Source organism: Streptomyces sp. NPDC001941, from assembly GCF_040296945.1.
In the GTDB taxonomy this organism is placed as follows: Bacteria; Actinomycetota; Actinomycetes; order Streptomycetales; family Streptomycetaceae; genus Streptomyces.
The window spans coordinates 1-21,691 of the sequence record NZ_JBEOYE010000125.1 but is presented as its reverse complement, the minus strand read 5'-3'; the positions used below and the strand labels follow the sequence as shown (position 1 = coordinate 21,691).

The following is a 21,691-nucleotide window of genomic DNA, read 5'->3' as shown; positions in this document are numbered from 1 at the left end:
GGCACTGGCGAGGACGAGCAACAGTCTTGCGTCCGGCGGCAGTTCGGCCGCCCTGGCCTGGAAGCTCTGCTCGATGCGGCTCGCGACGGGCGAGGGCGCGGGCAGCGCGAAGCCGCCCGCCTTCGGCAACTCGATCAGCGCCAGCGGGTTCCCGCGCGCCTCGGCGAGGAGGCGGTCGCGGACCCGTGCGTCGAGCGTCACCGTCCTCTCCCAGGCCAGCAACTCGCGTGCGTACGTGTCTCCCAGGCCGCCGACCGTGATGCCCGGCAACTCGTCGATGCCGGGTGTCAGGCCCGGGCCGCGGGTCGCGAGCACCATCGCGACCGGCTCGGCCGCGAGGCGCCTGGCCAGGAAGGTCAGTGCCCCCGCCGAGGCGCTGTCCAGCCAGTGCGCGTCGTCGACGACGCAGAGCAGGGGCCGCTCGGCGGCGGCGTTCGCCAGGAGGTCGAGCGCGGCCAGCCCGACGCGGAAGGGGTCGGGCTCGCCGTCGGCCAGCCCGAACGCGACACCGAGGTGACCGCGGTACGGGGCGGCGAGCCCGTCTGCGTATGCCATGACCGGCAGGCACAGCTGGTGCAGTGCCGCGAAGGGGAGTTCGCCCTCGAACTCCGTCCCCGACGCGCGGATGACCCGGAAGCGCTCCCGCGCCCCGTGCGCCAGGTGGTCGAGGAGCGCGCTCTTGCCGATCCCCGGCTCGCCGCGCAGGACCAGCGCCCCTCCCTCGCCCCGCTCAGCCTCGGCAAGCAGGGCGCGGAGGCGGGCGGTCTCGTCGTGGCGGCCGACCAGCGGGCGGGGGGACGTCGTGGACATGATCCGAACCCTAACGGCGACGTCGGTGTCGCGAGTAGGTGGTGTTCACCGACGCGAGCGGCACCGGCCCGGCGGCATCGTGAGGGCAACGCGAACAGACCGAACAGACCGAACAGACCCGCGAAGGCAGGCACACACCATGAGCAACACTCCCACCGTCCTCGTGACCGGAGCGACCGGCACCGTCGGTTCCGAGCTGATCCGCGCCCTGCGCGGCCGTGGCGTCACGGTCCGCGCCATGGTCCGCGACGCCGCGCGCCCCGTATCCGGCGTCGAGAACGTCGTCGCCGACCTGCGGGACCCCGCCTCGGTCGGCGCCGCGCTGAAGGGCGTCGACGCGGCCTTCCTGAACAGTCCGTCGGCGCCCGACGCCGCCGAGCTCCAGAAGTCGTTCGCCGACCTCGCCCGCGACAACGGGGTGCGCCGACTCGTCCTGCTCTCCCAGTACGCGGCCCGCGCCGACTCGCCCGTACGGTTCCTGCGCTGGCACGCCGAGGTCGAGGCGCACCTGGCCGGCCTCGGGCTCGACCACACCGTGCTGCGCCCCAACCTCTACCTCCAGGCGCTCCTCGGCCTCGCGGACACCATCGCGAAGGGCATCCTTCCCGCGCCCATCGGCGACGCCGCCGTCAGCGCCGTCGACACCCGGGACATCGCCGACGCCGCCGCGGTCGTGCTGACGACCCCGGGGCACACCGGCCGTACGTACACGCTGACCGGGCCGCGCGCCGTGACCCACATCGAGATCGCCCGGGCGCTGTCCGCCGCTACCGGCCTGGACGTCACGTTCCACGACACGCCCGCCGACCAGTTCACCGCCGCGCTGTCCGGCGTCCTTCCGCCGTGGCAGCTCGAAGGGCTCGTCGAGGACTACGCCCACTACGCCCGGGGCGAGGCCGCCGCCGTGCACGCGTGCGTGAGCGACCTGACGGGGCGGCCGGCGCGCGACGTGACGGACTTCGCCCGCGACTACGCACACGTGATCAACCCGGCGGCGAAGGCTGGAGGAGGGGCCTGAGCGCGGTGGTGCCCGCCACGGGCGCCGGACGCGCACCGGAGGCGTACGCCGGTGCGCGTCGTCGCGCCGGGCGCTCCCGCACCCCTCGGACCGGTCAGTTCCGGCCGCATGGATCTGGGCAGGACAGAAGGGACGTGAGGGGCCGGACCGGGAGTGGTCCGGACGTAACGCGCGGTGGGGAACGCCATGACGGAGGGGTTCGTACGTGTTCTGGTCGGGCGGGGACTGGTGGTGGCGCAAACGCGACCCGTCGGAGGCCTCCGTACCCGAAGAACTCGCCGCACAGCGTGAGGCCGACTGCACCGCGCGCTGGGTGCGCTACTTCCGCTGCCTCGACACCAACGGCGACCGCCGGGTGGACTTCCACGACCACGTGGCGGCGAGCGCCCGGCTCGCCAGCACCTTCGACCTGCACGGCCTGGGCGGCCACTACAAGAAGCGGCTGCGCCGGTCCCAGCACCTCTGGCTGCTGGGGGTCGGCCAGGACGTCGGCGCGGTGGACGAGCGGCAGTTCTGCGCCAACCTCGCCACCCAGGCGGCCACCGACCCCAGGGGTTTCGTTCGCTGCCTCGACGCCATGGCCGTGGCCTTGGCCGAGGTCGCCGACCAGGACGGGGACGGGCGCGTGGAGAACACCGAGTTCCGGGCGCTCCTCGACGCGGGCTTCGGCGTCCCCGAGGCCGAGGCCGACCTCGCCTTCGAGCACCTGGACCTGGACGGCAGCGGCTACCTGGAGCACGGCGAGATACGCCAGGCCGTACGGGACTACTTCACCCCCGGCCCGCGCGAACGCCCCGGGAACTGGCTCTTCGGCCCGCCGCCGTGGCTGCGTCCCGCGGAACGGGAGCGTGCCGGTGCCGACTGAGCGCCGCCGCGGCCCGGCCGCCCGGCTGCTGCTGGTCCTGCTGGCCCTGGCCGCGCCCGCGCTGATGGCCGCTCCCGCACGCGCCGCCGACACCCGGCACACCTGCGAGGTCGGCATGCTCCTCTCGGACCTCTACGCGCTGGACCCGGCGCACGACAGCTTCTCCGCCAAGTTCGACCTGTGGTCCACCTGCCCGTCCCGGCCCGGGCCCGACCCCATCGCGGAACCGGAGTTCACCGACGCGATCCGGGTACGGGTCGACGTCAGCGACACGCGCACGGTGGCCGGCCGGCGCTGGACGATCACGACGTTCAACGGCACCTTCCACCACGACTGGGACACCTCGGCGTTCCCCTTCGACCGGCACCGCCTCACCATCTCCTTCCACCCCACCGCGCTCCCGTCCGCGTCCTCCTTCACCGTCGACCGCACGGGCTCGCACGCGCTGAGCACGCTCGACCCCGGGGACTACTCCGTCACCGCCTTCGGCGTCGCCCCCTCCCTCACGCGCTACCCGGGCGGGCTCGGCGCGCCCGGGCGCGGCGGGCCGGACACGGCCTACCCGGGGCTGACCGCGACGGTGGACCTGCGCCGCAGCGGCTACATCGGGTTCCTCACCCTGATCACGCCGCTGTACATATCGGTGGCCGTCACCGCGATCACCTTCCTGATGACGTCGCGGGACAGCGACGTGATGCTGGCCCGGCTCGGCCTGGCCGGCTCGGGGCTCTTCGCCGTCGTCATCAACATGCAGTCCACCCACACGGACCTGGGCCTGACCACCCTCGCCCTGATCGACCTGCTGCACCTGGCCGGCCTGGCCTTCGTCCTGGTGGCGGTCGCGGCCACCGTCGTGTGCTGGCACCGGCTGGTCCGCATGCAGCACGTGCTGCGCCTGAAGCAGCTCAACCGCCGCGTGGCGTTCGTCGCGCTGCTCGCCTACGGGACGACCAACGTCGTCCTGCTGACGCGCGACTGGTTCCCCTCGTGACGGGCACGGTCCGCATGAGGAACAAGAGAGGCAAGAGGGGCACGGCCGGAGGTACGCCCCCCGCCGTACGCCTCCTCACGCTCTGCGCCGTCGCCGCCGTGCTCCTGCTCGGCCCCGCCCCGACCGCCCACTCCTCCCCGTCCGACGCCCGGCGTAGTTGTTCCTACGGCGTCTACGTGCACGGCCTGCGGGACTTCGACGTCGAACGGGGCACGTTCGCGGTCGACTTCACCCTGTGGTCGCTGTGCGACCGGTCCTCGCGCACCGGCGCGGCCGAGCACTTCTGGACGGTCAACGGAGTGAGCACCCGCCTCGGACCCGTCCGCGTCAGCGACACCCCCGCCGGGCACTACCGCGCCGTGCGGGTCAAGGGCGTCTTCCGCAAGTCGTGGTCCATGGCCGACTACCCCTTCGACCGCCAGGTCCTCCAGCTCGTCATCGGGGTCGGCTACGCGACCACCTCCGACGTCCGCGCGTCCGCCGCGACCGCCGACAGCGGCATCGCCCCGGGACTGGGCATCGACGGTCTGCGCGTACGGGGCTTCCGGGTCACCCCCGGATACCTGACCACGGCCTACGCGGGCGGTGACCCGACCTACGACCCGCGCGCGCCGGTGCGGTGGAACACCCTGACCGCGACCGTCGTCCTGGCGCGACAGGACTGGACGTCGCTCGTCCCCCTGCAGGCGCCCTTGTGGGCCGGGGTGATCGCCTCGGCCGTCAACTACCTGTTCACCTTGCGCATCACTTCCGTACTGCTCGGCCGTCTGGGCCTGGCAGGCGCGGCGGTGCTGACCATCGTCTTCAACTCCCAGCAGGCGCACGAGCAGCTGAGCACCACCGAGCTGACCTCGGTGGACCTGCTCATGATCGCCGGCCTGGTGTACGCCTGCGCGTCCGCGGCGGTCACGGCGCTGACCTGGCGCCTGATCACCAAGGGCGCCACCGACGACGCGGTGCGCCGCCTCAACCGCTGGTGCTTCCTGCTGACGACGACGAGCTACCTGGGGGCCACCGCGGTCATCCTGTGGCTGGCCCAGCACGGCGGGGGCGACCCGCACACGCTGCCCATCACACCGTGCCCCGGCGGCGCCGGTGCGTGCATGACCTGGCCCTGAAGCGCGGGCCGGTGGGCCTCAGGGGGCGAGGGTGGCGTGGAAGCGGTAGCGGTCGGCGCGGTACACGGACCGGTTGAACTCGCAGGGGCGCCCGTGCTGGTCGACGGTGAGCTGCTCGGTGTGCAGGACGGGCGCCCCCTCCGCGAGGTCGAGCAGGGGAGCCCGCTCGGGCGGTACGAGGGCGGCGTGGACCGTGTAGCGGGCCTGGGAGGGGACGATCCCGCGGCGGGTCAGCTCGGTGAACAGCGACGCGTGGCGGTAGTCCGGCTCCGTGATGCCCGGAGCGCGTTCGGCGGGCACCAGGCTGTGGGAGTGGCACATCACCAAGTCGTCGAAGAGGCGCACCCGTTCGAGCTCGAAGACCTCCGCACCGGGCAGCACGGCCAGCTTCTCCGCCTCGTCGAAACCGGCGGGGCGCAGTCGGGCGGCCAGCACGCGGGCGCTCGGGGTGAAGCCCAGGGTGCGCGCGTAGTCGGCGAGGTTGCCGACCGAGTGGTCGGTGTGCTGGAAGGAGGGGGCGGTCGGGCGGCTGAGGTGCCAGCCGGCCCGCTCGGTGGAGACCACCTGTCCGTCCTCCTCCAGGGCCTGCAGGGCCTTGCGCAGGGTGGCGCGGCTGACGCCCAGGCGGTCGCACAGGTAGCGCTCGGCGGGCAGGCGCGCACCCGGAGCCAGGTGCCCGTCGGCGACGGCGGCGGCGAGGGACCTGGCGAGGGCGTCGCGCGCCTGTTCCTGGATGGGCCGGGACCCGTCGCGCAGGACCGGGTGCAGGTCGAGGGGCTGTTTCACGCCTTCAGTATCCGTCAGCCCGTCCCGTACCCGGCGTCTCTCCCGTCGCTTTCCTCCCCTTCCCCCGTCCGTCCTCGCCGTCCCGGGGCGCATCCGTGCGAGGGGACTTCGACCCCCTGTCCGGGGACCTGCGTCGGTGAAGCCGCCGAGAAGGTCCCGCGGCCGCCCTGCCCGTCCATTCCGCGTGAACCACTGGTCTAGTCTTGGTCTGCAATTGGTAAGGAAGCCCAAGGGAAGAGCACGGCCATGAACGAGACCACCACCGCCCAGGCCCCACCCGCCCCCAGGGCCAGGCGCGGCTCCGGTGCCATCAAGGGCATGCAGAAGATCGGCCGGAGTCTCCAGCTGCCCGTGGCCGCGCTCCCGGCCGCGGGCGTGATGGTGCGCCTCGGCCAGCCGGACGTCTTCGGCAAGGACGGCCTGGGCTGGAGCAAGGCCGCGGAGGTCTTCGGCAACGCGGGCAACGCGCTGATCGGCGCCCTGCCGCTGCTCTTCTGCGTCGGCGTGGCCATCGGGTACGCGAAGAAGTCCGACGGCTCGACCGCGTTCGCGGCCCTCGCCGGGTACCTGGTCTTCGGCAAGGTCCTGGAGGCGTTCCCCAACGACGTCACCGGCAAGCCCACCGACCCCGGCGTCCTCGGGGGCATCGTCGTCGGCCTGGTCACCGCCGTCCTGTGGCAGAAGTACCACCGCACCAAGCTCCCCGACTGGCTCGGCTTCTTCAGCGGGCGGCGCCTGATACCCATCCTGATGTCCTTCGCGGGACTGCTCCTCGCGGTCGCCTTCGGACTCATGTGGGGCCCGATCGGCAACGGCCTCAACAGCTTCGCCGAGTGGCTGTCGTCCAACGGCGCGGTCGGCTCCGGAATCTACGGCGTCATCAACCGCCTGCTCATCCCCTTCGGGATGCACATGCTCCTGAACACCTACGGCTGGTTCCAGTTCGGCAGCTACACCGACGCCACCGGACACGAGGTCCACGGCGACATCGCCCGCTTCCTCGCCGGGGACCCCTCGGCCGGCATGTGGATGACCGGCTTCTTCCCCATCATGATGTTCGCGCTGCCCGCCGCCGGCCTGGCCATCGCGCACTGCGCCCGCCCCGAACGCCGCAAGGCCGTCACCGGCATGATGGTCTCCATCGGGCTCACCGCCCTCGTCACCGGGGTGACCGAACCGCTGGAGTTCTCCTTCATGTTCATCGCCCCGGTCCTCTACGGCATCCACGCCCTGCTGACCGGCCTGTCGATGTTCGTCACGATGGCCCTGGGCGTGAAGGCGGGCTTCACCTTCTCCGCGGGCCTGTTCGACTACGCGCTCAACTGGTCGCACGCCACCAGGCCGTGGCTGATCATCCCGATCGGACTGTGCTTCGCGGCCCTCTACTACGTGGTCTTCCGCTTCGTGATCACCAGGTTCGACCTCCCCACCCCGGGCCGCGAGCCCGAGGACACCCTGGTCGAGGCCGCCGACAAGAACTGACCCCGCCGTCCTGCCACGCCCCGCCAGCCGTCCGACAGGAGCCGTGACCCGCCATGCCGCACAGCACCCACCAGATCCGACTCGCCACGGGCAAGCCCACCGCGCAGGCGCGGCGCACCCACATCGCCCGCGAGGCCATGAAGAAGGGGCACGTCTCCCTGCGCGCCCTGGCGGCCGAACTCGACGTCAGCGTGATGACCGTGCACCGGGACCTCCAGTACCTCGCCGACCACGACCAGGTCCGGCGCGTACGCGGCGGCGCGGTGGCCCCGTGGGTGGCGGCGCGCCTGCACTGCACCGCGGCCGGGGAGGCCCGGCGCGACTGAGCGGCCGGTGGGGACGGTCCATGGGGCCGCGTCCGGGGAAACTCCCGCCAGCCGCGACCGGCCGTACGTCAGGCCCGGCGGCCGGTCACTGCTCGGAGCCCGGCCCCGCTCCGGCGCCCTCTGCCTCGACCTCGTTCCGGTCCGTCGCGTCCGTCAGGTCCGTCGGGCCTTGGAACAGGTCCGTCGGGCCCTGGAAGCCGCCGGAGGGGGTACGTGAATCCGGCTCCCGCTCGGTGTTCCGCACCGCGCTCCAGTCGAGGGCCTCTCGCGCCTCGGTGTGCGTCTGCTCCGCCGCGCGGCGGGTCTCGGCCAGCGCGTCACCGCGCTCGTGGACCAGGCTCTCGTAGATCGGTGTGGCGGCTGCCGTCATTGCTGTAGTACTCATCGCCCACCATCCTGCCCGGTCAGAGGCGGTGCCCCGCCCCTCACACGTGCGAGAAGGAACACACCGGAGCTACCGCGTGACATGGCGCACGCACCGCACGAGCAGCAGTGCGCAGTCGTCGTCCGGGCGTGACCGGGACAGGCAGCGGTCGGTGACGTGGCCGAGCGCGTGCGTGACGGGCAGGGAGGCGGCCTCCTGGAACGCGCCGTACAGCAGCTCCCTCGCCCGCTCCGGATCGACGCCGGAGCGGTCGGTCAACCCGTCCGTGTAGAGCAGGAGCTGTGCCCCTTCCGGGAGCTGGTGGGACGTCGTGGTGTAGGCGCTGTCGGCGAAGATGCCCAGCGGAAGGCCCGGTTCGGCCTCGAACCGCCGTCGGCCGTGGTCCGCGCCCGGCCCGTCCGTGCCTGGATCGTCCGCGCCCGGGGGGACGTACGCCAGCGGGGGAGCGTGCCCGGCGCTCGCGTGGTCCAGCCGGCCGGTCGCCGGGTCCAGTACCAACAGGCAGCAGGTGGCGGTGCGCGAGCGGGCCGGGTCGGCGTCGTTGTCCTCGGTCAGGAGCCGGTTGGTGTGGTGGAGCAGCAGGGCGGGGTCGTCGATGAGGGCCGCGTACGCGCGGATCGCGGTGCGCACCCGGCCCATCAGGGAGGCCGCCTGCGTGTCGTGACCCTCGACGTCGCCCACGGCGAGCAGGAGCCGGCCGTCGGCCAGGGTGAGGGCGTCGTACCAGTCGCCCCCGGCGTGGGCGCCCGCCGCGGCCGGGAGGTAGGAGGCGGCCAGCTCGGTCCCGGGCGGTGCGGTCAGCCGGGCGGGGAGCAGGCCGCGCTGGAGCTCCAGGGCCCGGGTGTGCTCGGTCTCCCAGGCGTGGCAGCGCTCCAGGGCCCGCCCGAGCAGGCCCGCCGCCGCGATCAGGAGGGCGTGGTCCTCCGCCGTGAACGCGTGTGGCCTGGAGAAGGAGAGCAGGCACGCCGTCGGGCGCGCCCCCGGCGCGCTCACCGGGACCGGCAGGGCTGCCCAGGCGTGCCGGTCCAGGCGCGGGGCCGTGTTCGCGTAGTGCGGGTACACCTGCACGAGGTCGTCGTGGGACGAGATGAACACGGGCCGGTGCTCGCGCAGCGCGTCGGTCAGCGGGGTCGCCGCGCAGAGCGCGACGTCGCGCAAGGCCTCCAGGTGGTGGCCGTGCTGCCCGTGGTGCGTCATGAGCCGGAGGCGGCCGTCGACGGCCTCGGCGAGCACGACGGCGTCGGCGCCGAAGACGGCCAGGACCTCGTGGGCGGCGGTGGCGAGCTCACCGGTGGTGCGGGCCGAGGCGCACGCGGACGCCAGGACGCCTATCTGCTCGGCCCGGCGGACCTGCTGGTGCATGCGCTGCTCCAGCCAGGCGGCGTGGTCGGTCTCGTACGTGATGTCGGTGACGTGTCCCGCGAGCACCACGTGGTCGTCGGCGTCGGTGCGGGGGGAGCAGCGCGCCTGGAGGGTACGGACCCCGGCGCCGCCGAGCACGCGGTAGATCACCTCGTAGGCGTCGGGCTCCGCCGCCAGCTGCCCGAGGATCGTCCCCGCCCGCGGCAGGTCCGCGACGGGCAGCGCGGCCAGTACGCGGGACAGCGGATGGCGCCCCGGTCCCGCCAGCCGGTGCTGCTCGGCGAAGACGCGGTCGCAGGAGATGCTCTGCCCTCCGAGGTCGAGGACGAACGCGCCGCGCTCGACCTGCCGCAGCCGTGGCAGGGCGTCGGCGCGGTGCGGCAGGGGCAGGCCGAGCAGCGCGTCGGAGACCTCGTCGGCCACCGAGGCGAGGAAGGCCTGCTCCTCGTCCGTGAAGGGGGCCTGCCCCGGCCTCAGGGCGACCAGCGCGCCCTCCGTCTTGCGCAGCGGCAGCGCGGCGGAGGCGGCGGGCGAGGTGGCGGCGGGCAGCGGGTACGGGCGTTCCATGCCCTGCCCGGTCCAGCTCTGTCCGAGCGCGGCCCGGCACACCGGCCAGGGCCCGGAGCGCTCCAGCGGACGCAGGGGCGGCTGCCACATCGCCGGCAGGGCACCGATGCCGCACGGGAAGAGGTGGCTGCCGTCGTCCTGCGCGAGCAGCAGGGCCCACCCCACCACCCCCAGCCACACGCAGGAGTTGGCCAGTGCGGAGGACAACTCCCAGGGCCCGCAGGCCTGGCGGAGGCAGAGCCGCACCCGCGCGAGCGCGTCCGGAGGGATGTCCATGTGCGTGCCTTCCGAGAACGGCTCCTGGAAGCCATTGACGTTAGACCCGTGCGGGTCCGCGCGGCCGGGATGCCCGTAACCGTGCTCGCAATGCGAGATGTTGAACCTTCATGAACATCCGTGACCTCGGCGGCAAGGACGTTTCGGCCCGTCTTTATGGCACTTCGTCCCTCTTGGCCCAGATAAAGGCCGTGTAGATATGACGTATCACCCACTCACGGACCCCGACGGGCGGACACCCCATGGACATGAGCGCGGCCGGCCGGAAGGGCCTCAGCCTCTTCGCCCTGATCATGATCGGCATCGGATCGATCTTCGGGTCGGGATGGCTCTTCGGCGCCGGTTCGGCGGCCCAGGTCGCCGGACCCGCCGCCCTCGTCGCCTGGGTGATCGGCGCCGTGTTCATCGGCATGATCGCCATGTCGTACGCGGAAGTGGGCGCCGCCTACCCGATCCCCGGCGGCATGGCACGCTACGGCAGCCTGTCCCACGGCCCCGTCCTGGGCTTCATCACCGGCTGGGCCGTGTGGATCGCCGTCGCCTCACTGATCCCGATCGAGTCGATCGCCGCGACCCAGTACATGTCCTCCTGGAACTTCGCCTGGGCCCACGGCCTGGTCGACGCCCACCACCAGCTGAGCGGGCCCGGCATGGCCGTGGCCCTGCTGCTCACCGTACTGCTGTGGCTCACCTGCTACTGGTCGGTCCAGCTGCTGGCCCGCGCCAACACCGTCCTGACCCTGGTCAAGTTCGCCATCCCGGTCCTCGCCGTCGTCGCCCTGACGGCCTCCGGCTTCCACACCTCCAACTTCACCGCGCACGGCGGCTTCGCGCCCCACGGCTGGAGCGCCGTCCTGACCGCCGTCACCACCTGCGGCGTCGTCTTCGCCTTCAACGGCTTCCAGGCCGTCGTCAACCTCGGCGGCGCCGCCAGGAACCCCGGCCGCGCCATCCCGATCGCCCTGATCGGCGCGCTCGCCCTCGGCCTGGTCAGCTACCTGGCCCTGCAGGCCGCCTTCCTCGGCGCCGTGCCGCCGGAGCGCCTCGCCGAAGCCGGCGGCTGGGCCGGCATCGACTTCAACTCCCCCTTCGCCGACCTCGCCAAGGTCCTGATGCTGCACTGGGTCGTCACGATGCTCCAGTTCGGCGCCTTCGTCTCGCCCGCCGGCTCCAACATCGCCAACGTCGCCTCGTCCGCGTACATGGTGCAGAACCTCGCCGCCACCGGCTTCTTCCCGAAGCGGCTCGCCCGGACCCACCCGGTGTACGGCACCGCGCGCCCGGCGATGTGGGTGAACCTCGGCTTCTCCGTCCTGCTCCTGCTGACCGTCGGCCGCAGCTGGAAGACACTGGCCCCGATCATCTCGGCGGCCATGGTGATCTCGTACCTGATCGGCCCCGTCGCGATCGGCGTCTTCCGCCGCACCAAGCCGGGCCTGGCACGCCCCTTCCGGCTCCCGGCCGCCCGGCTGCTCACCCCGCTGACCTTCGTCTTCGCCGCCTGCGCCCTGTACTGGTCGAAGTGGCCCAACACCGGGATCGTCACCGTCCTCACCCTGATGGCCGCGCCGGTCGCCGCGCTCGTGCTGGTCCGCAAGGGGGAGCGCGACCTGCGCCGCCAGTTCGCGCCCGCCTGGTGGATCGTCGGGTTCCTGATCACCGTGTCGCTGGTGTCGTGGCTGGGCTCGGCGGAGTTCGGCGGCAGCGGCGTCATCCCGGGCGGCGTGGACATCGCCCTGGTCGCGGTCGTCGCGCTCGCCTACTACTACCTCGCCGTGGGCGCGGGCATCCGGGCACACGAACAGGGGCTGGCCGAACCGGACCCCGACATGGGCGAGCCCCACGAAGAGACGGCACGCGCGGCCGACTTGCAGCCGGCCTGAACCGCCAAGGGGGCGGGGAGCGTCGCCGGACGCTCCCCGCCCCCTCCTGTGGCGCCGCGCGGGAGTCCCTCACCCCCGTGCGGCAGCGGGCCCCTCAGCCCGCGACCAGGGCCTCACCCCCGGTCGTCCGGTCGTCACCCCGATCTGCCCTGCGCACCAGGTGGCGCGTGTAGGCGCCCGGGGTGAAGAACTGCGGCAACTCCGCACTCAGCGCGGTCTGCTCGAAGAGCTCGCGGATGCCGTCGAGGGGCGCCCAGGGGTACGCGGCGCCGATCGCCTCCGTCTCCTCGTCGAGGAGCCGCAGCACCGTCCCGCGGTCCACGGCCCGATGCCGCAGCCACTGCCAGACCTGGACGCGCGCGATCTCCGCGGTCGCCGCGTCCTCCATCAGCCCGTCCACCGCGACCGCCCCCTTCCCTCCCAGCCAGGCCGCGAAGTAGCGCAGGGCGACGGAGACGTTGGTGCGCACGCCCTCCGGGGTGGGCGGGCCGCTGACCCGGCGTACGGACAACAGCTCCGCGGCCCCCACCGCCACGTCCTCGCGGGTACGGTCCTGCTGGTGCGGCCGCTCGCCGAGCACGGTGTCGAACGCCTGCCGGCACACCGGGACCAGGGCCGGGTGCGCCACCCAGGAGCCGTCGAAGCCGTCCTCGGCCTCGCGCTCCTTGTCCAGGCGCACCGTGGCGAGCGCCGCCTCGTGCACCGCCGGGTCCCGGTGCGGGACCTGCGCGGCCATGCCGCCGATGGCGTGCGCGCCGCGCCGGTGGCAGGTGCGGACGAGGAGTTCGGTGTAGGCCCGCATGAAGGGTGCCGTCATCGTCACCTTCGCCCGGTCAGGGAGCAGGAAGTCGCTGCGGTGTCCGAAGGTCTTGATGATGCTGAACAGGTAGTCCCAGCGGCCCGCGTTGAGCCCCGAGCTGTGCTCGCGCAGTTCGTAGAGGATCTCCTCCATCTCGAACGCGGCCGTGACCGTCTCGATGAGCACGGTGGCCCGGACCGTGCCGCGCGGGATGCCGAGGAGGTCCTGCGCGGTGGTGAAGACGTCGTTCCAGAGCCGGGCCTCGTAGCGGTTCTCCAGCTTGGGGAGGTAGAAGTACGGGCCGTACCCCGCATCGATCTGCCGCTGGGCGCAGTGGAAGAAGTACAGGCCGAAGTCCACCAGCGCGGCCGGGACCGGCTGCCCGCCGAAGTCCAGGTGCTCCTCGTCCAGGTGCCAGCCGCGCGGGCGCACGACCAGGGTGGCGGGGCGGTCGCGAAGGCGGTACTCCTTGCCCTCGGGCGTGGTGAAGTCGACGCGCCGCTCGACCACGTCGAGCAGGGTCAGCTGGCCGCCGATGACGTTGTCCCAGGTGGGCGCGGTGGCGTCCTCCAGGTCCGCCATCCACACCCGGGCACCGGAGTTGAGGGCGTTGACCGCCATCCGCCGCTCGGGCGGCCCGGTGATCTCCACGCGCCGGTCCTCCAGACCGGGGGCCGGTGGCGCGACGCGCCAGCTCGGGTCGGCGCGCACGGCCGTGGTGACCAGCGGGAAGTCGAGCGGCGAGCCCGTCGCGAGGCGCAGAGCCTGTCGGCGGCGCTCCTTGAGCAGGTCCGCGCGGCGCTTGGCGAACGCGCCGGTGAGCCGGGCGAGGAAGTCCAGGGCGGCGGGGGTGAGGATCTCGTCGTGCCGGTGACCGGGTGCGGCCAGGACGCGGATCTCGTGCGGCGGGGCGAGGGCGGTCATCGGGGTCTCCTCGGGACGGACGGGCCACTCGTGCTGGGCGGGCGGGTGGCGGCGGGACGTGAGCGGAGGGCGGGAGCGCTAGCGGAGGGCGGCGGCGGGGGTTGTCCGACCGCCGCCACCCGCTCCTGCCGGGGCGGTGCGGGAGGCCTCAGGCCTCCCGGGGGCCGGTCAGTGGAACTGCTCCTCCTCCGTCGACCCGGCCAGCGCCGTCGTGGAGGAGGCGGGGTTGATCGCGGTGGAGACGAGGTCGAAGTAGCCGGTGCCGACCTCGCGCTGGTGCCTGACGGCGGTGAAGCCGTGCTCCTGGGCGGCGAACTCCCGCTCCTGGAGGTCGACGTAGGCCGTCATGCCGTGCTCCGCGTAGCCGCGCGCCAGGTCGAACATGCCGTGGTTGAGCGAGTGGAACCCGGCCAGGGTGATGAACTGGAACCGGTAGCCCATCGCCCCCAGCTCCCGCTGGAACTTGGCGATCCGGTCGTCGTCCAGGGCCGCCTTCCAGTTGAACGACGGCGAGCAGTTGTAGGCCAGCATCTGGTCCGGGTGCTCGGCGTGGATCGCCTCGGCGAACTCGCGCGCCTGCGCCAGGTCGGGCGTGCCGGTCTCCACCCAGATCAGGTCGGCGTACGGGGCGTAGGCCAGGCCCCGCGCGATGACCGGCGCCATGCCGTTCCGGACGCGGTGGAAGCCCTCCGCCGTGCGCTCGCCCGTGACGAACTCGGCGTCGCGCTCGTCGACGTCGGAGGTGAGCAGGTTCGCGGCGAGCGCGTCCGTGCGGGCCACGATCAGGGTGGGCACGTCGGCGATGTCGGCGGCGAGCCGGGCCGCGTTGAGGGTGCGGACGTGCTGCGCCGTCGGCACCAGGACCTTGCCGCCCAGGTGGCCGCACTTCTTCTCCGAGGCGAGCTGGTCCTCGTAGTGGATGCCCGCCGCGCCCGCCTCGATCATGGCCTTGGTCAGCTCGAAGGCGTTGAGCGGACCGCCGAACCCGGCCTCGGCGTCCGCCACGATGGGCGCGAGCCAGTCGGTGGTGTCGCCCGCGCCCTCGGCGGTGGCGATCTGGTCGGCCCGCAGCAGCGCGTTGTTGATCCGGCGCACCACCTGGGGAACGGAGTTGGCCGGGTAGAGGCTCTGGTCGGGGTAGGTGTGCCCGGCCTGGTTGGCGTCGGCGGCCACCTGCCAGCCCGACAGGTAGACGGCCTTGAGGCCCGCCTTGACCTGCTGGACGGCCTGGCCGCCGGTGAGGGCGCCGAGCGCGTGGACGTAGTCGTTCTCGTGCAGCTCGCGCCAGAGCCGCTCGGCCCCGCGCCGTGCGAGCGTGTGCTCCTCGCGCACGCTGCCCGACAGGCGGAGCACGTCCTCGGCGGTGTGGGTGCGCTCGATGCCCTGCCAGCGGGGGTCGGTGGCCCAGCGCCGTGCGAGCTCCTCGGCGGCCTGCGTCCTCGCCTGTGCCATGGCTGTCACCGTCTCCTCGGTTCTGTGTGTCCTGTGACGTCTGCCAAGCGCGCATCGGATGCGCAGGGGCTTGGCACTGTGTGTCACTCGTGAGTCATGCGATGGAGTGTCATGCGGTGGAGTGCGGCCCACCGTCTGCCGAGTCCGGTGGAGGTGAGCAATGCTGCCGGTACGAAGGGCCACCGCTGCCAGGATCTCCGACGTCAGGGCATGAATCGTGTCTCGGTTCCGGGTGGTACCCGCCGGTTCCGGTGGGCCGCACTACGACTCTGGCACTGGCACTGGGTGCCAACAACCTTGGCCGCCCGCCAAGTTCTGCCAATCTTGACCACGACTTCTGCCAAGGTTGCGAAGGCGGGGGAGGTACCTCGTGCGCGTACGCTGACGCCACGGATGACACCGGACGGTACGGAAAGCACGGAACGGTACGGGAGGGGCTCGGTGGGCAAGACGTACGCGGGGGCACGCCTGCGCAGGCTGCGCGAGGAACGCCGGATGAGCCAGGCGGAACTGGCCCGGGTCCTGGCCATCTCGCCCAGCTACCTGAACCAGATGGAGCACGACTCGCGCCCGCTGACCGTTCCCGTACTCCTGCGCCTGACCGAGGCGTTCGGCGTCGACCCCGGCTTCTTCTCCGAGCGCGACACCACGCGCCTGGTCGCCGACCTGCGCGAGGCCCTGGCCGGGGAAATGGCCGAGTCCCGGGTCTCCGCCGGCGACCTGGCCGACCTCGCCACCCGCCAGCCCGAAGTTGCCCGGGTGCTCCTCGCCCTCGGCCGGCGCAACCAGGAGCTGTCCGAGCGCCTCGTCGGAGCCACGGACTCCGCGCCCACGGGCGCCTCACCCCACGAGCAGGTACGCGACTTCTTCTACCGGCGCCAGAACTACCTCCACGACATCGACCTGGCCGCCGAACGCCTCGCCGCCGACATCGCCATCCGCCCCGGCGAGGTGATCGGCGCCCTGACCGCGAGGCTGAGCGGTGCCCACGGCGTCCGCACGGCCTCCGCAGCCGGCGAGCGGCTGCACTACTACGACGCCGGGACCCGCACCCTGCACCTCGCCCCGCGCCTGCGCCCCGGGCAGCGCGCGTTCCGCATGGCGACCCAACTGGCCCTGCTCGAACACGAGAAGGACATCGACCGGCTGGCCGCCGACGACTTCGAGCCCGGCTCCCAGCCCCACGCCCTGACCGCCATCGGGGTCGCCCGCTACTTCGCCGCCGCGCTGATCCTTCCGTACGCCGCCTTCCACACCGCCGCCGAGGAGACCCGCTACGACATCGAGCGCCTGACCGACCACTACGGCCTCGGCTACGAGACCGTCTGCCACCGCCTGAGCACCCTGCAACGCCCCCGCCTGCGCGGCGTCCCCTTCTCCTTCGTACGCGTCGACCGTGCCGGCAACATGTCCAAGCGCCAGTCCGCCACCGGCTTCCACTTCTCCCGCGCGGGCGGCACCTGTCCGCTCTGGAACGTGTACGAGACCTTCTCCAGCCCCGGCACCATCCACGTCCAGATCGCCGAAATGCCCGACACGCAAAGGTACTTGTGGGTCTCCCGCACGGTGACTCGCCACCGCGCCCGCTGGGGCGAGCCAGGCCGCACGTACGCCATCGGGCTCGGCTGCGAGGTGCGCCACGCGCACCGCCTGGTCTACTCCGACGGCCTCGACCTCGCCAACACCGCCGCCGCCACCCCCATCGGCATGGGCTGCCGCGTCTGCGAACGCCTGGAGTGCCCCCAGCGCGCGGCGCCCCCACTGGGCCGCCCGCTGCTCGTCGACCGCGACAGCAGCACCTTCGTGCCGTACCCGGTGCGGGACTGAGGGGCGGCCCGCGCCTGCGAGACTCCCTCCCATGATCACGGAACAACAACGCACCGTCCTCGTCATCGGCATCGGAGCGGGAGACCCCGACCACCTCACGCTCGGCGCGGTCAAGGCGATACGCCGGGCCGACGCCTTCTTCCTCGTCGGCAAGGGGACGGCGAAGGCCTCGCTCACCGACCTGCGCCTGCGGATGATCGAGGAGCACGCGGAGGGCCCCTACCGGGTGGTGGAGGTGGAGGACCCCAGCCGCGAGCGGCGGCCGATGGACCGGAGCGACTACGCCTCGGCCGTCCAGGACTGGCGGACGCGGCGCGGGGAGCTGTTCGAGCGGCTGCTGCGCGAGGAACTGGGGGAGGGGGAGACCGGCGCGTTCCTGGTGTGGGGCGACCCGTCCCTGTACGACAGCACCCTCGGCATCCTCGCCGACATCGAGGCGCGCGGCGCGATCAGCCCGCGGGTCGAGGTCTTCCCCGGCATCACCAGCGTCTCCACCCTCGCCGCCCGCCACCGCATCCCCCTCAACCAGGTCGGCCGCCCGGTCCACATCACCCCGGCCCGCCGCCTCGGGGACGTGGCCCAGAACGACGACGGCGACATCGTGGTCATGCTGGACGCCCACGAGTCGTTCACCCGGGTCGAGGGCGACGACGTCTGGATCTACTGGGGCGCCTACCTCGGCACGCCTGACGAACTGCTCATCGCGGGGCCCCTGAACGAGGTGTCGGAGCGCATCCGGCAGGTGCGCACGGAGGCCCGCGAACGCCACGGCTGGATCATGGACACGTATCTGCTCCGCATGACTACTGAAAGTGACGTCGAAAACGGACATTGACGGACTAATGGTGGCGGGTTAGCGTGATGGCGGGAAGTGCTTGAGAGTTCAAGTACGAAATCCCACCCCCTCCTGACTCTCCTGACCCGCGCCACCGGAAGGACGTCACCATGACCGCCACGCGCCCCCTCGCCGCCTCCGCCCTGGCCTTCGGGCTGGTCACCGCCGCCACCACCGTCACCGCCTCCAGCGCCTGGGCGCAGGACGCGAACGCGTCGACCGCCCCCACCGCCGGGACCACGGCGGCCACGGAAGCCGAGGAGCAGGCGGAACTGGCCCGGCTGTACGAGCAGGCACGGGCGGAGGGCGGGGGCCTGGTGGTCTACGCGGGCGGCGACAAGCCGGGGCAGGCGGACTATCTGCGCGACGCCTTCCGCGAGCGGTTCCCCGAGGTCGACATCGACATCGTGGTCGACTTCAGCAAGCACCACAACGCCCGGATCGACCACCAGGTCGACAACGGGAACGTGGTGGCCGACGTGGTCCACTTCCAGACCATCGACGACTTCCCGCGCTGGAAGGAGGAGGGGATCCTTGAGCAGTACCGGCCACTGGGCTGGAACCAGATACCGGACACGATCAAGGACGCGGACGGCTTCTACACCGGGGTCTTCTACTTCGGCTTCGGGAACGTCACCGCCACGACCCTGGGCGACAACGCGCCGGTGGAGGCGCAGGACTTCCTCAAGCCCGAGTACAAGGACAAGCTCGTCATCACGTTCCCGCAGGACGACGACGCGGTGCTCTACTACTTCAAGCAGCTGACGGACACCTACGGCTGGGACTACGTCGAGCGGCTCATCGAACAGAACCCGCGATGGGTGCGCGGTACCCAGGACGCGGCCCAACTCGTCGGCACCGACGGCTTGGTGGCCGCGTTCGGCAGCGCGGGCGTGCAGAGCGACGCGTCCCGGCTCTCCTTCCCGCAGAACTCGCCGTGGGTCGCCTGGCCGCAGACCGGCGCGATCCTGAAGGACGCCCCCCACAAGGCGGCGGCCCAGCTGTACCTGAGCTGGCTGCTGTCGAAGGAGGCCCAGCAGAACGACATCGGTACCTGGTCGGCCCGCAACGACGTCGCCCCGCCCGAGGGCCGCCAGGGCATCAACGAGTACGACAACATGAACCCGCTCGGCCTGGGCGAGTTCATGAACGACCGGGGTGCCCTCGACCGCTACAAGGCCCGTATCAACCTGCTGGTCGGCGACGTGACCGGGGTCAACCCCGCGGACCCGGAAGGCGTCCTCGGCACCCACCCGGTCTCCCAGGACGGCCGCCAGGGCTGACCCGCCCGCGCCATCTTCCGTACGGCCCCGGATCCGCAGCGATCCGGGGCCGCGGTGGATCCGGAACCGCACGCGGTCAGTGGTGCGGGTGCCCTGCGGCCGCCGGTTTCGTCCGCGCTTCCTGCCCCCGGTCGACGACCACGAACTGGCCCATCATTCCGCCGTCCTCGTGGTAGAGCAGATGGCAGTGGAACATGTACGGGACGGCCGGGTCGGCGAACTCGGGCCCGCCGTCGAAGCGAAGGGCCAGCTTCACCGTCGTCCCGTGCGGCAGGAAGACCGTGTCCTTGGGGCCGCGCAGTTCGGGTGGCGGCGTCCGGCCGTTGACCTCCAGGATCCTGAACTGGACGTCGTGGACGTGGAAGTTGTGCGGCATCCCGTTGCCGTTGTGCACGGTCCACACCTCGGTCGTCCCCCGCGTCACCGTCTCGTCCGTGCGGCCCATGTCCATCTTGCGCCCGTTGATCCCGCTCATCTTCAGGTCGAAGTAGCGCCCCCGTACCGCGTCCTTCGCCACGGGCCCGTCGGCAGCGGCCAGCCGCGCCGGTATCGCGGGGGAGCGGCGCAGGGTGTCGGCCGCCCGCAACTGCAGTACGTCGAAGGAGTCGTCCCCGCCGCTGAACCGGCGCTGCCACCCGTCCCCGTAGTTGTCCTGCGGGTAACTCCGCAGGACGGTGCGCTCCTTCGGCTTCATCCGCACCACCACCTCCGCACGCTCGCCGGGCGAGAGCTGTACGCGGGTCCTGGTCACGGGGCGTTCGAGCAGACCGCCGTCCGTACCGATCAGGGCGAAGGCCCGGTCGTCGGAGAACCCGAAGTCGTAGGTGCGCGCCGTCGACGCGTTGAGGAGCCTGAGCCGCACGCGTTCGTCGCGCACGACCTGGTGCGGGTCGAGCGTGCCGTTGACCATCGTCTCGTCGCCGAGGAAGCCGACGTTGCGCATCAGCTCGTGGCCGCCGTCGAACCGCGCCCCGTCGAACCGCACGTCCTGCACGATGACCGGCACGTCGTCGACGCCGTAGGTGCGTGGCAGGGCGAGCCCCGCGCTCTGCTCGTCGTCGAGCAGGAACATCCCGGCGAGTCCCCTGCGGACGTGGTCCTCGGTCTTGCCGTGCGGGTGCGGGTGGTACCAGAGGGTCGCCGCGGGCTGGTCGACCTTCCAGTGCGGTGCCCAGCTCCCGCCCGGGGCGACCGTCTGGTGCGGGCCGCCGTCCATCCGGGCGGGCAGGTGCATCCCGTGCCAGTGCACGCTGGAGGACTCGCCCAGGCCGTTCCGTACGCGCACCTCGACCTCCTCGCCGCGCTTCGCGCGCAGCGTGGGGCCGAGGTAGTCACCGTTGAACCCCCAGGTGTGCGTCGGCCGGCCGGACCTGAACTCCTTGTGGCCCTCCCGCATCCGCAGGTCGAAGACGCGCCGGCCGGTCTTCGGGTCGACGTGCGACGGCGCGAGCGGCGGTATCGCCAGCTCGTTGCGGAACTCCCCGGCACCGACCGTGCTGACGTGCGCGTCGCTCCACAACCACGCCACGCCGCCGCCGATGGCGAGCGCGAGCACGAGGACGAACGCGCCGAGGGCGACGAGGATCCGCTGGAGACGTGATGCCTTGAGACGTGACGCGCGAGGTCTTCCGATGGCCGGGGTCATGCACCGAGGCTCCCGCCACAGGGGCCCCGGCCACATCAGGGACGGCCCCCCGACGATCCCGCATCCGCAACCCTGATGCCACCCCAGGGTCAACCCCGAGCAACGGGCCTCTGCAGCGCGGCTGCTCCGGCGCGCGAACAATGGCTCATTTTTTATTTATCGTTCAACTGATGTATGGGGCATTCTGATTGGAGGGCGGACATCGTCCCCGCCCTCCGGTCCAACACTCCATCCGACCAACGGAGATGACCCCACATGAGCCAGGCCCTGCCGCTCCGTCTTCACCACCACGCATGGATCACCGACGACCAAGAAGCCAACCGGCACTTCTACGAGGACGTCATCGGCCTGCCCCTGATCGCCACGTGGACCGAACACGAGACCCTCTCCGGGGCACAGCGCGCCTACAGCCACGCCCTCTACGGCATGGCCGACGGCAGTGCGCTCGCCTTCTTCCAGTTCGCCGACCCGAAGGACCAGGAGGAGTTCAAGACGGACATCAACCGCACCCCGCTGCGCCACATCGCCTTCAAGGTCGAGACGGAAACCCAGGAAGCCATACTCAAGCGCGTCACCGCGGCCGGTTTCGCCGATGCGAACGCCCACGTACTCGACCACGGCTTCTGCGTCTCGCTGTACGTCACGGACCCCAACGGGCTCATCCTGGAATTCGCCGTCGACCACCCCGACGTGGAGAAGATCGACGCCGAGCGACGCGCCACGGCGCACTCCGACCTCGCCCGCTGGCTCGCCGGCGACCACACCAGCAACAACCACTGGCGCTGACCCCGCCGCCCGACGACTCGTGCAGGTACTGCGGGCGTGGGAAAGTCGAGGACCTGTTCGCGGACCGGACCCGTGCCTCCCCGCCGTGTTTCGCCGGCGTGCGGGCGGGGACCCGGGCCTGACGGGTTCGGCAGTGAGCCCGAATGTCCGCTCCCCGCTGTGTCCCATGCCGAGACGGGGAGCGGGTCCGACGGGATACCCGAACCCCGTCGGGCCGGGTCACCGCGGCGCCGATGGCGGTGACCCGGCAGTACGTGGCGGCGTGGCCCGG

General features: G+C 72.1%; 18 protein-coding genes. 11 read left to right on the top strand and 7 right to left on the bottom strand.

Features of this window, described 5'->3' with window-relative positions:
• Positions 1–810 (bottom strand): AAA family ATPase (locus ABT160_RS42220; protein WP_351654370.1); only part of this gene is annotated, 810 nt, incomplete at its 3' end.
• Positions 811–949: 139 nt separating this feature from the next.
• Here ABT160_RS42220 and ABT160_RS42215 point away from each other — a divergent pair.
• From ABT160_RS42215 to ABT160_RS42200, 4 genes are all read left to right on the top strand, one after another.
• Positions 950–1,828 (top strand): SDR family oxidoreductase, encoded by an 879-nt coding sequence (locus ABT160_RS42215; RefSeq protein ID WP_351654368.1) that lies wholly within the window; start codon positions 950–952, stop codon positions 1,826–1,828.
• A gap of 205 nt (positions 1,829–2,033) precedes the next feature.
• The gene (locus ABT160_RS42210) at positions 2,034–2,693 is read left to right on the top strand and encodes an EF-hand domain-containing protein (RefSeq protein WP_351654367.1); all 660 of its coding nucleotides are present in this window, start codon (positions 2,034–2,036) and stop codon (positions 2,691–2,693) included.
• On the top strand, positions 2,683–3,684 hold the full coding sequence (locus ABT160_RS42205) for a ligand-gated ion channel (protein ID WP_351654365.1): 1,002 nt from the start codon (positions 2,683–2,685) through the stop codon (positions 3,682–3,684). Before ABT160_RS42210 ends, ABT160_RS42205 begins: the two co-directional genes overlap by 11 nt.
• Positions 3,685–3,698: 14 nt before the next feature.
• Entirely contained in the window at positions 3,699–4,802 is a 1,104-nt protein-coding gene (locus ABT160_RS42200) for a ligand-gated ion channel (protein WP_351654363.1), read from the top strand.
• 18 nt (positions 4,803–4,820) lie between these two features.
• Here ABT160_RS42200 and ABT160_RS42195 read toward each other — a convergent pair whose 3' ends face one another.
• The gene (locus ABT160_RS42195; RefSeq protein WP_351654362.1) at positions 4,821–5,588 is read right to left on the bottom strand and encodes a GntR family transcriptional regulator; all 768 of its coding nucleotides are present in this window, start codon (positions 5,586–5,588) and stop codon (positions 4,821–4,823) included.
• 246 nt (positions 5,589–5,834) lie between these two features.
• Here ABT160_RS42195 and ABT160_RS42190 point away from each other — a divergent pair, with 246 nt between their 5' ends.
• The gene (locus ABT160_RS42190) at positions 5,835–7,070 is read left to right on the top strand and encodes a PTS transporter subunit EIIC (RefSeq protein WP_351654360.1); all 1,236 of its coding nucleotides are present in this window, start codon (positions 5,835–5,837) and stop codon (positions 7,068–7,070) included.
• Between the two features lie 53 nt (positions 7,071–7,123).
• A complete protein-coding gene (locus ABT160_RS42185) occupies positions 7,124–7,396 on the top strand; it encodes a DeoR family transcriptional regulator (protein WP_351654358.1) in 273 nt (90 codons plus the stop codon).
• Positions 7,397–7,481: 85 nt separating this feature from the next.
• Here the strand turns inward: ABT160_RS42185 and ABT160_RS42180 are convergent, their stop codons facing one another.
• Positions 7,482–7,781, bottom strand: a complete 300-nt coding sequence (locus ABT160_RS42180) for a hypothetical protein (RefSeq protein ID WP_351654356.1) — start codon at positions 7,779–7,781, stop codon at positions 7,482–7,484.
• Between the two features lie 69 nt (positions 7,782–7,850).
• Complete coding sequence (locus ABT160_RS42175; RefSeq protein ID WP_351654354.1) at positions 7,851–9,986, bottom strand: PP2C family protein-serine/threonine phosphatase; 2,136 nt, start codon at positions 9,984–9,986, stop codon at positions 7,851–7,853.
• A gap of 242 nt (positions 9,987–10,228) precedes the next feature.
• Between ABT160_RS42175 and ABT160_RS42170 the strand changes: the two genes are divergently transcribed.
• Positions 10,229–11,869: an APC family permease gene (locus ABT160_RS42170; protein ID WP_351654352.1), complete on the top strand. Its 1,641-nt coding sequence runs from the start codon at positions 10,229–10,231 to the stop codon at positions 11,867–11,869.
• Positions 11,870–11,963: 94 nt separating this feature from the next.
• Here ABT160_RS42170 and aceB read toward each other — a convergent pair whose 3' ends face one another.
• Both aceB and aceA read right to left on the bottom strand, forming a co-directional pair.
• Positions 11,964–13,592, bottom strand: coding sequence for a malate synthase A (gene aceB, locus ABT160_RS42165; RefSeq protein WP_351654350.1), 1,629 nt, complete (start codon positions 13,590–13,592; stop codon positions 11,964–11,966).
• Between the two features lie 168 nt (positions 13,593–13,760).
• Positions 13,761–15,044 carry an isocitrate lyase gene (gene aceA, locus ABT160_RS42160; RefSeq protein ID WP_351654349.1) on the bottom strand — a complete coding sequence of 428 codons (1,284 nt, stop codon included), beginning with the start codon at positions 15,042–15,044 and terminating at the stop codon, positions 13,761–13,763.
• A gap of 441 nt (positions 15,045–15,485) precedes the next feature.
• On the opposite strand from aceA, the gene ABT160_RS42155 reads away from it, so the two are divergent.
• From ABT160_RS42155 to ABT160_RS42145, 3 genes are all read left to right on the top strand, one after another.
• The gene (locus ABT160_RS42155; protein WP_351654347.1) at positions 15,486–16,871 is read left to right on the top strand and encodes a short-chain fatty acyl-CoA regulator family protein; all 1,386 of its coding nucleotides are present in this window, start codon (positions 15,486–15,488) and stop codon (positions 16,869–16,871) included.
• A 31-nt stretch (positions 16,872–16,902) separates the two neighbouring features.
• Positions 16,903–17,706, top strand: a complete 804-nt coding sequence (cobF, locus tag ABT160_RS42150; RefSeq protein WP_502984402.1) for a precorrin-6A synthase (deacetylating) — start codon at positions 16,903–16,905, stop codon at positions 17,704–17,706.
• 110 nt (positions 17,707–17,816) lie between these two features.
• A complete protein-coding gene (locus tag ABT160_RS42145; RefSeq protein ID WP_351654345.1) occupies positions 17,817–18,989 on the top strand; it encodes an ABC transporter substrate-binding protein in 1,173 nt (390 codons plus the stop codon).
• A 76-nt stretch (positions 18,990–19,065) separates the two neighbouring features.
• Here the strand turns inward: ABT160_RS42145 and ABT160_RS42140 are convergent, their stop codons facing one another.
• Positions 19,066–20,634: a multicopper oxidase family protein gene (locus ABT160_RS42140; RefSeq protein WP_351654344.1), complete on the bottom strand. Its 1,569-nt coding sequence runs from the start codon at positions 20,632–20,634 to the stop codon at positions 19,066–19,068.
• A gap of 255 nt (positions 20,635–20,889) precedes the next feature.
• Here ABT160_RS42140 and ABT160_RS42135 point away from each other — a divergent pair, with 255 nt between their 5' ends.
• Entirely contained in the window at positions 20,890–21,420 is a 531-nt protein-coding gene (locus ABT160_RS42135; protein WP_351654342.1) for a VOC family protein, read from the top strand.
• Positions 21,421–21,691 lie beyond the last annotated feature (271 nt).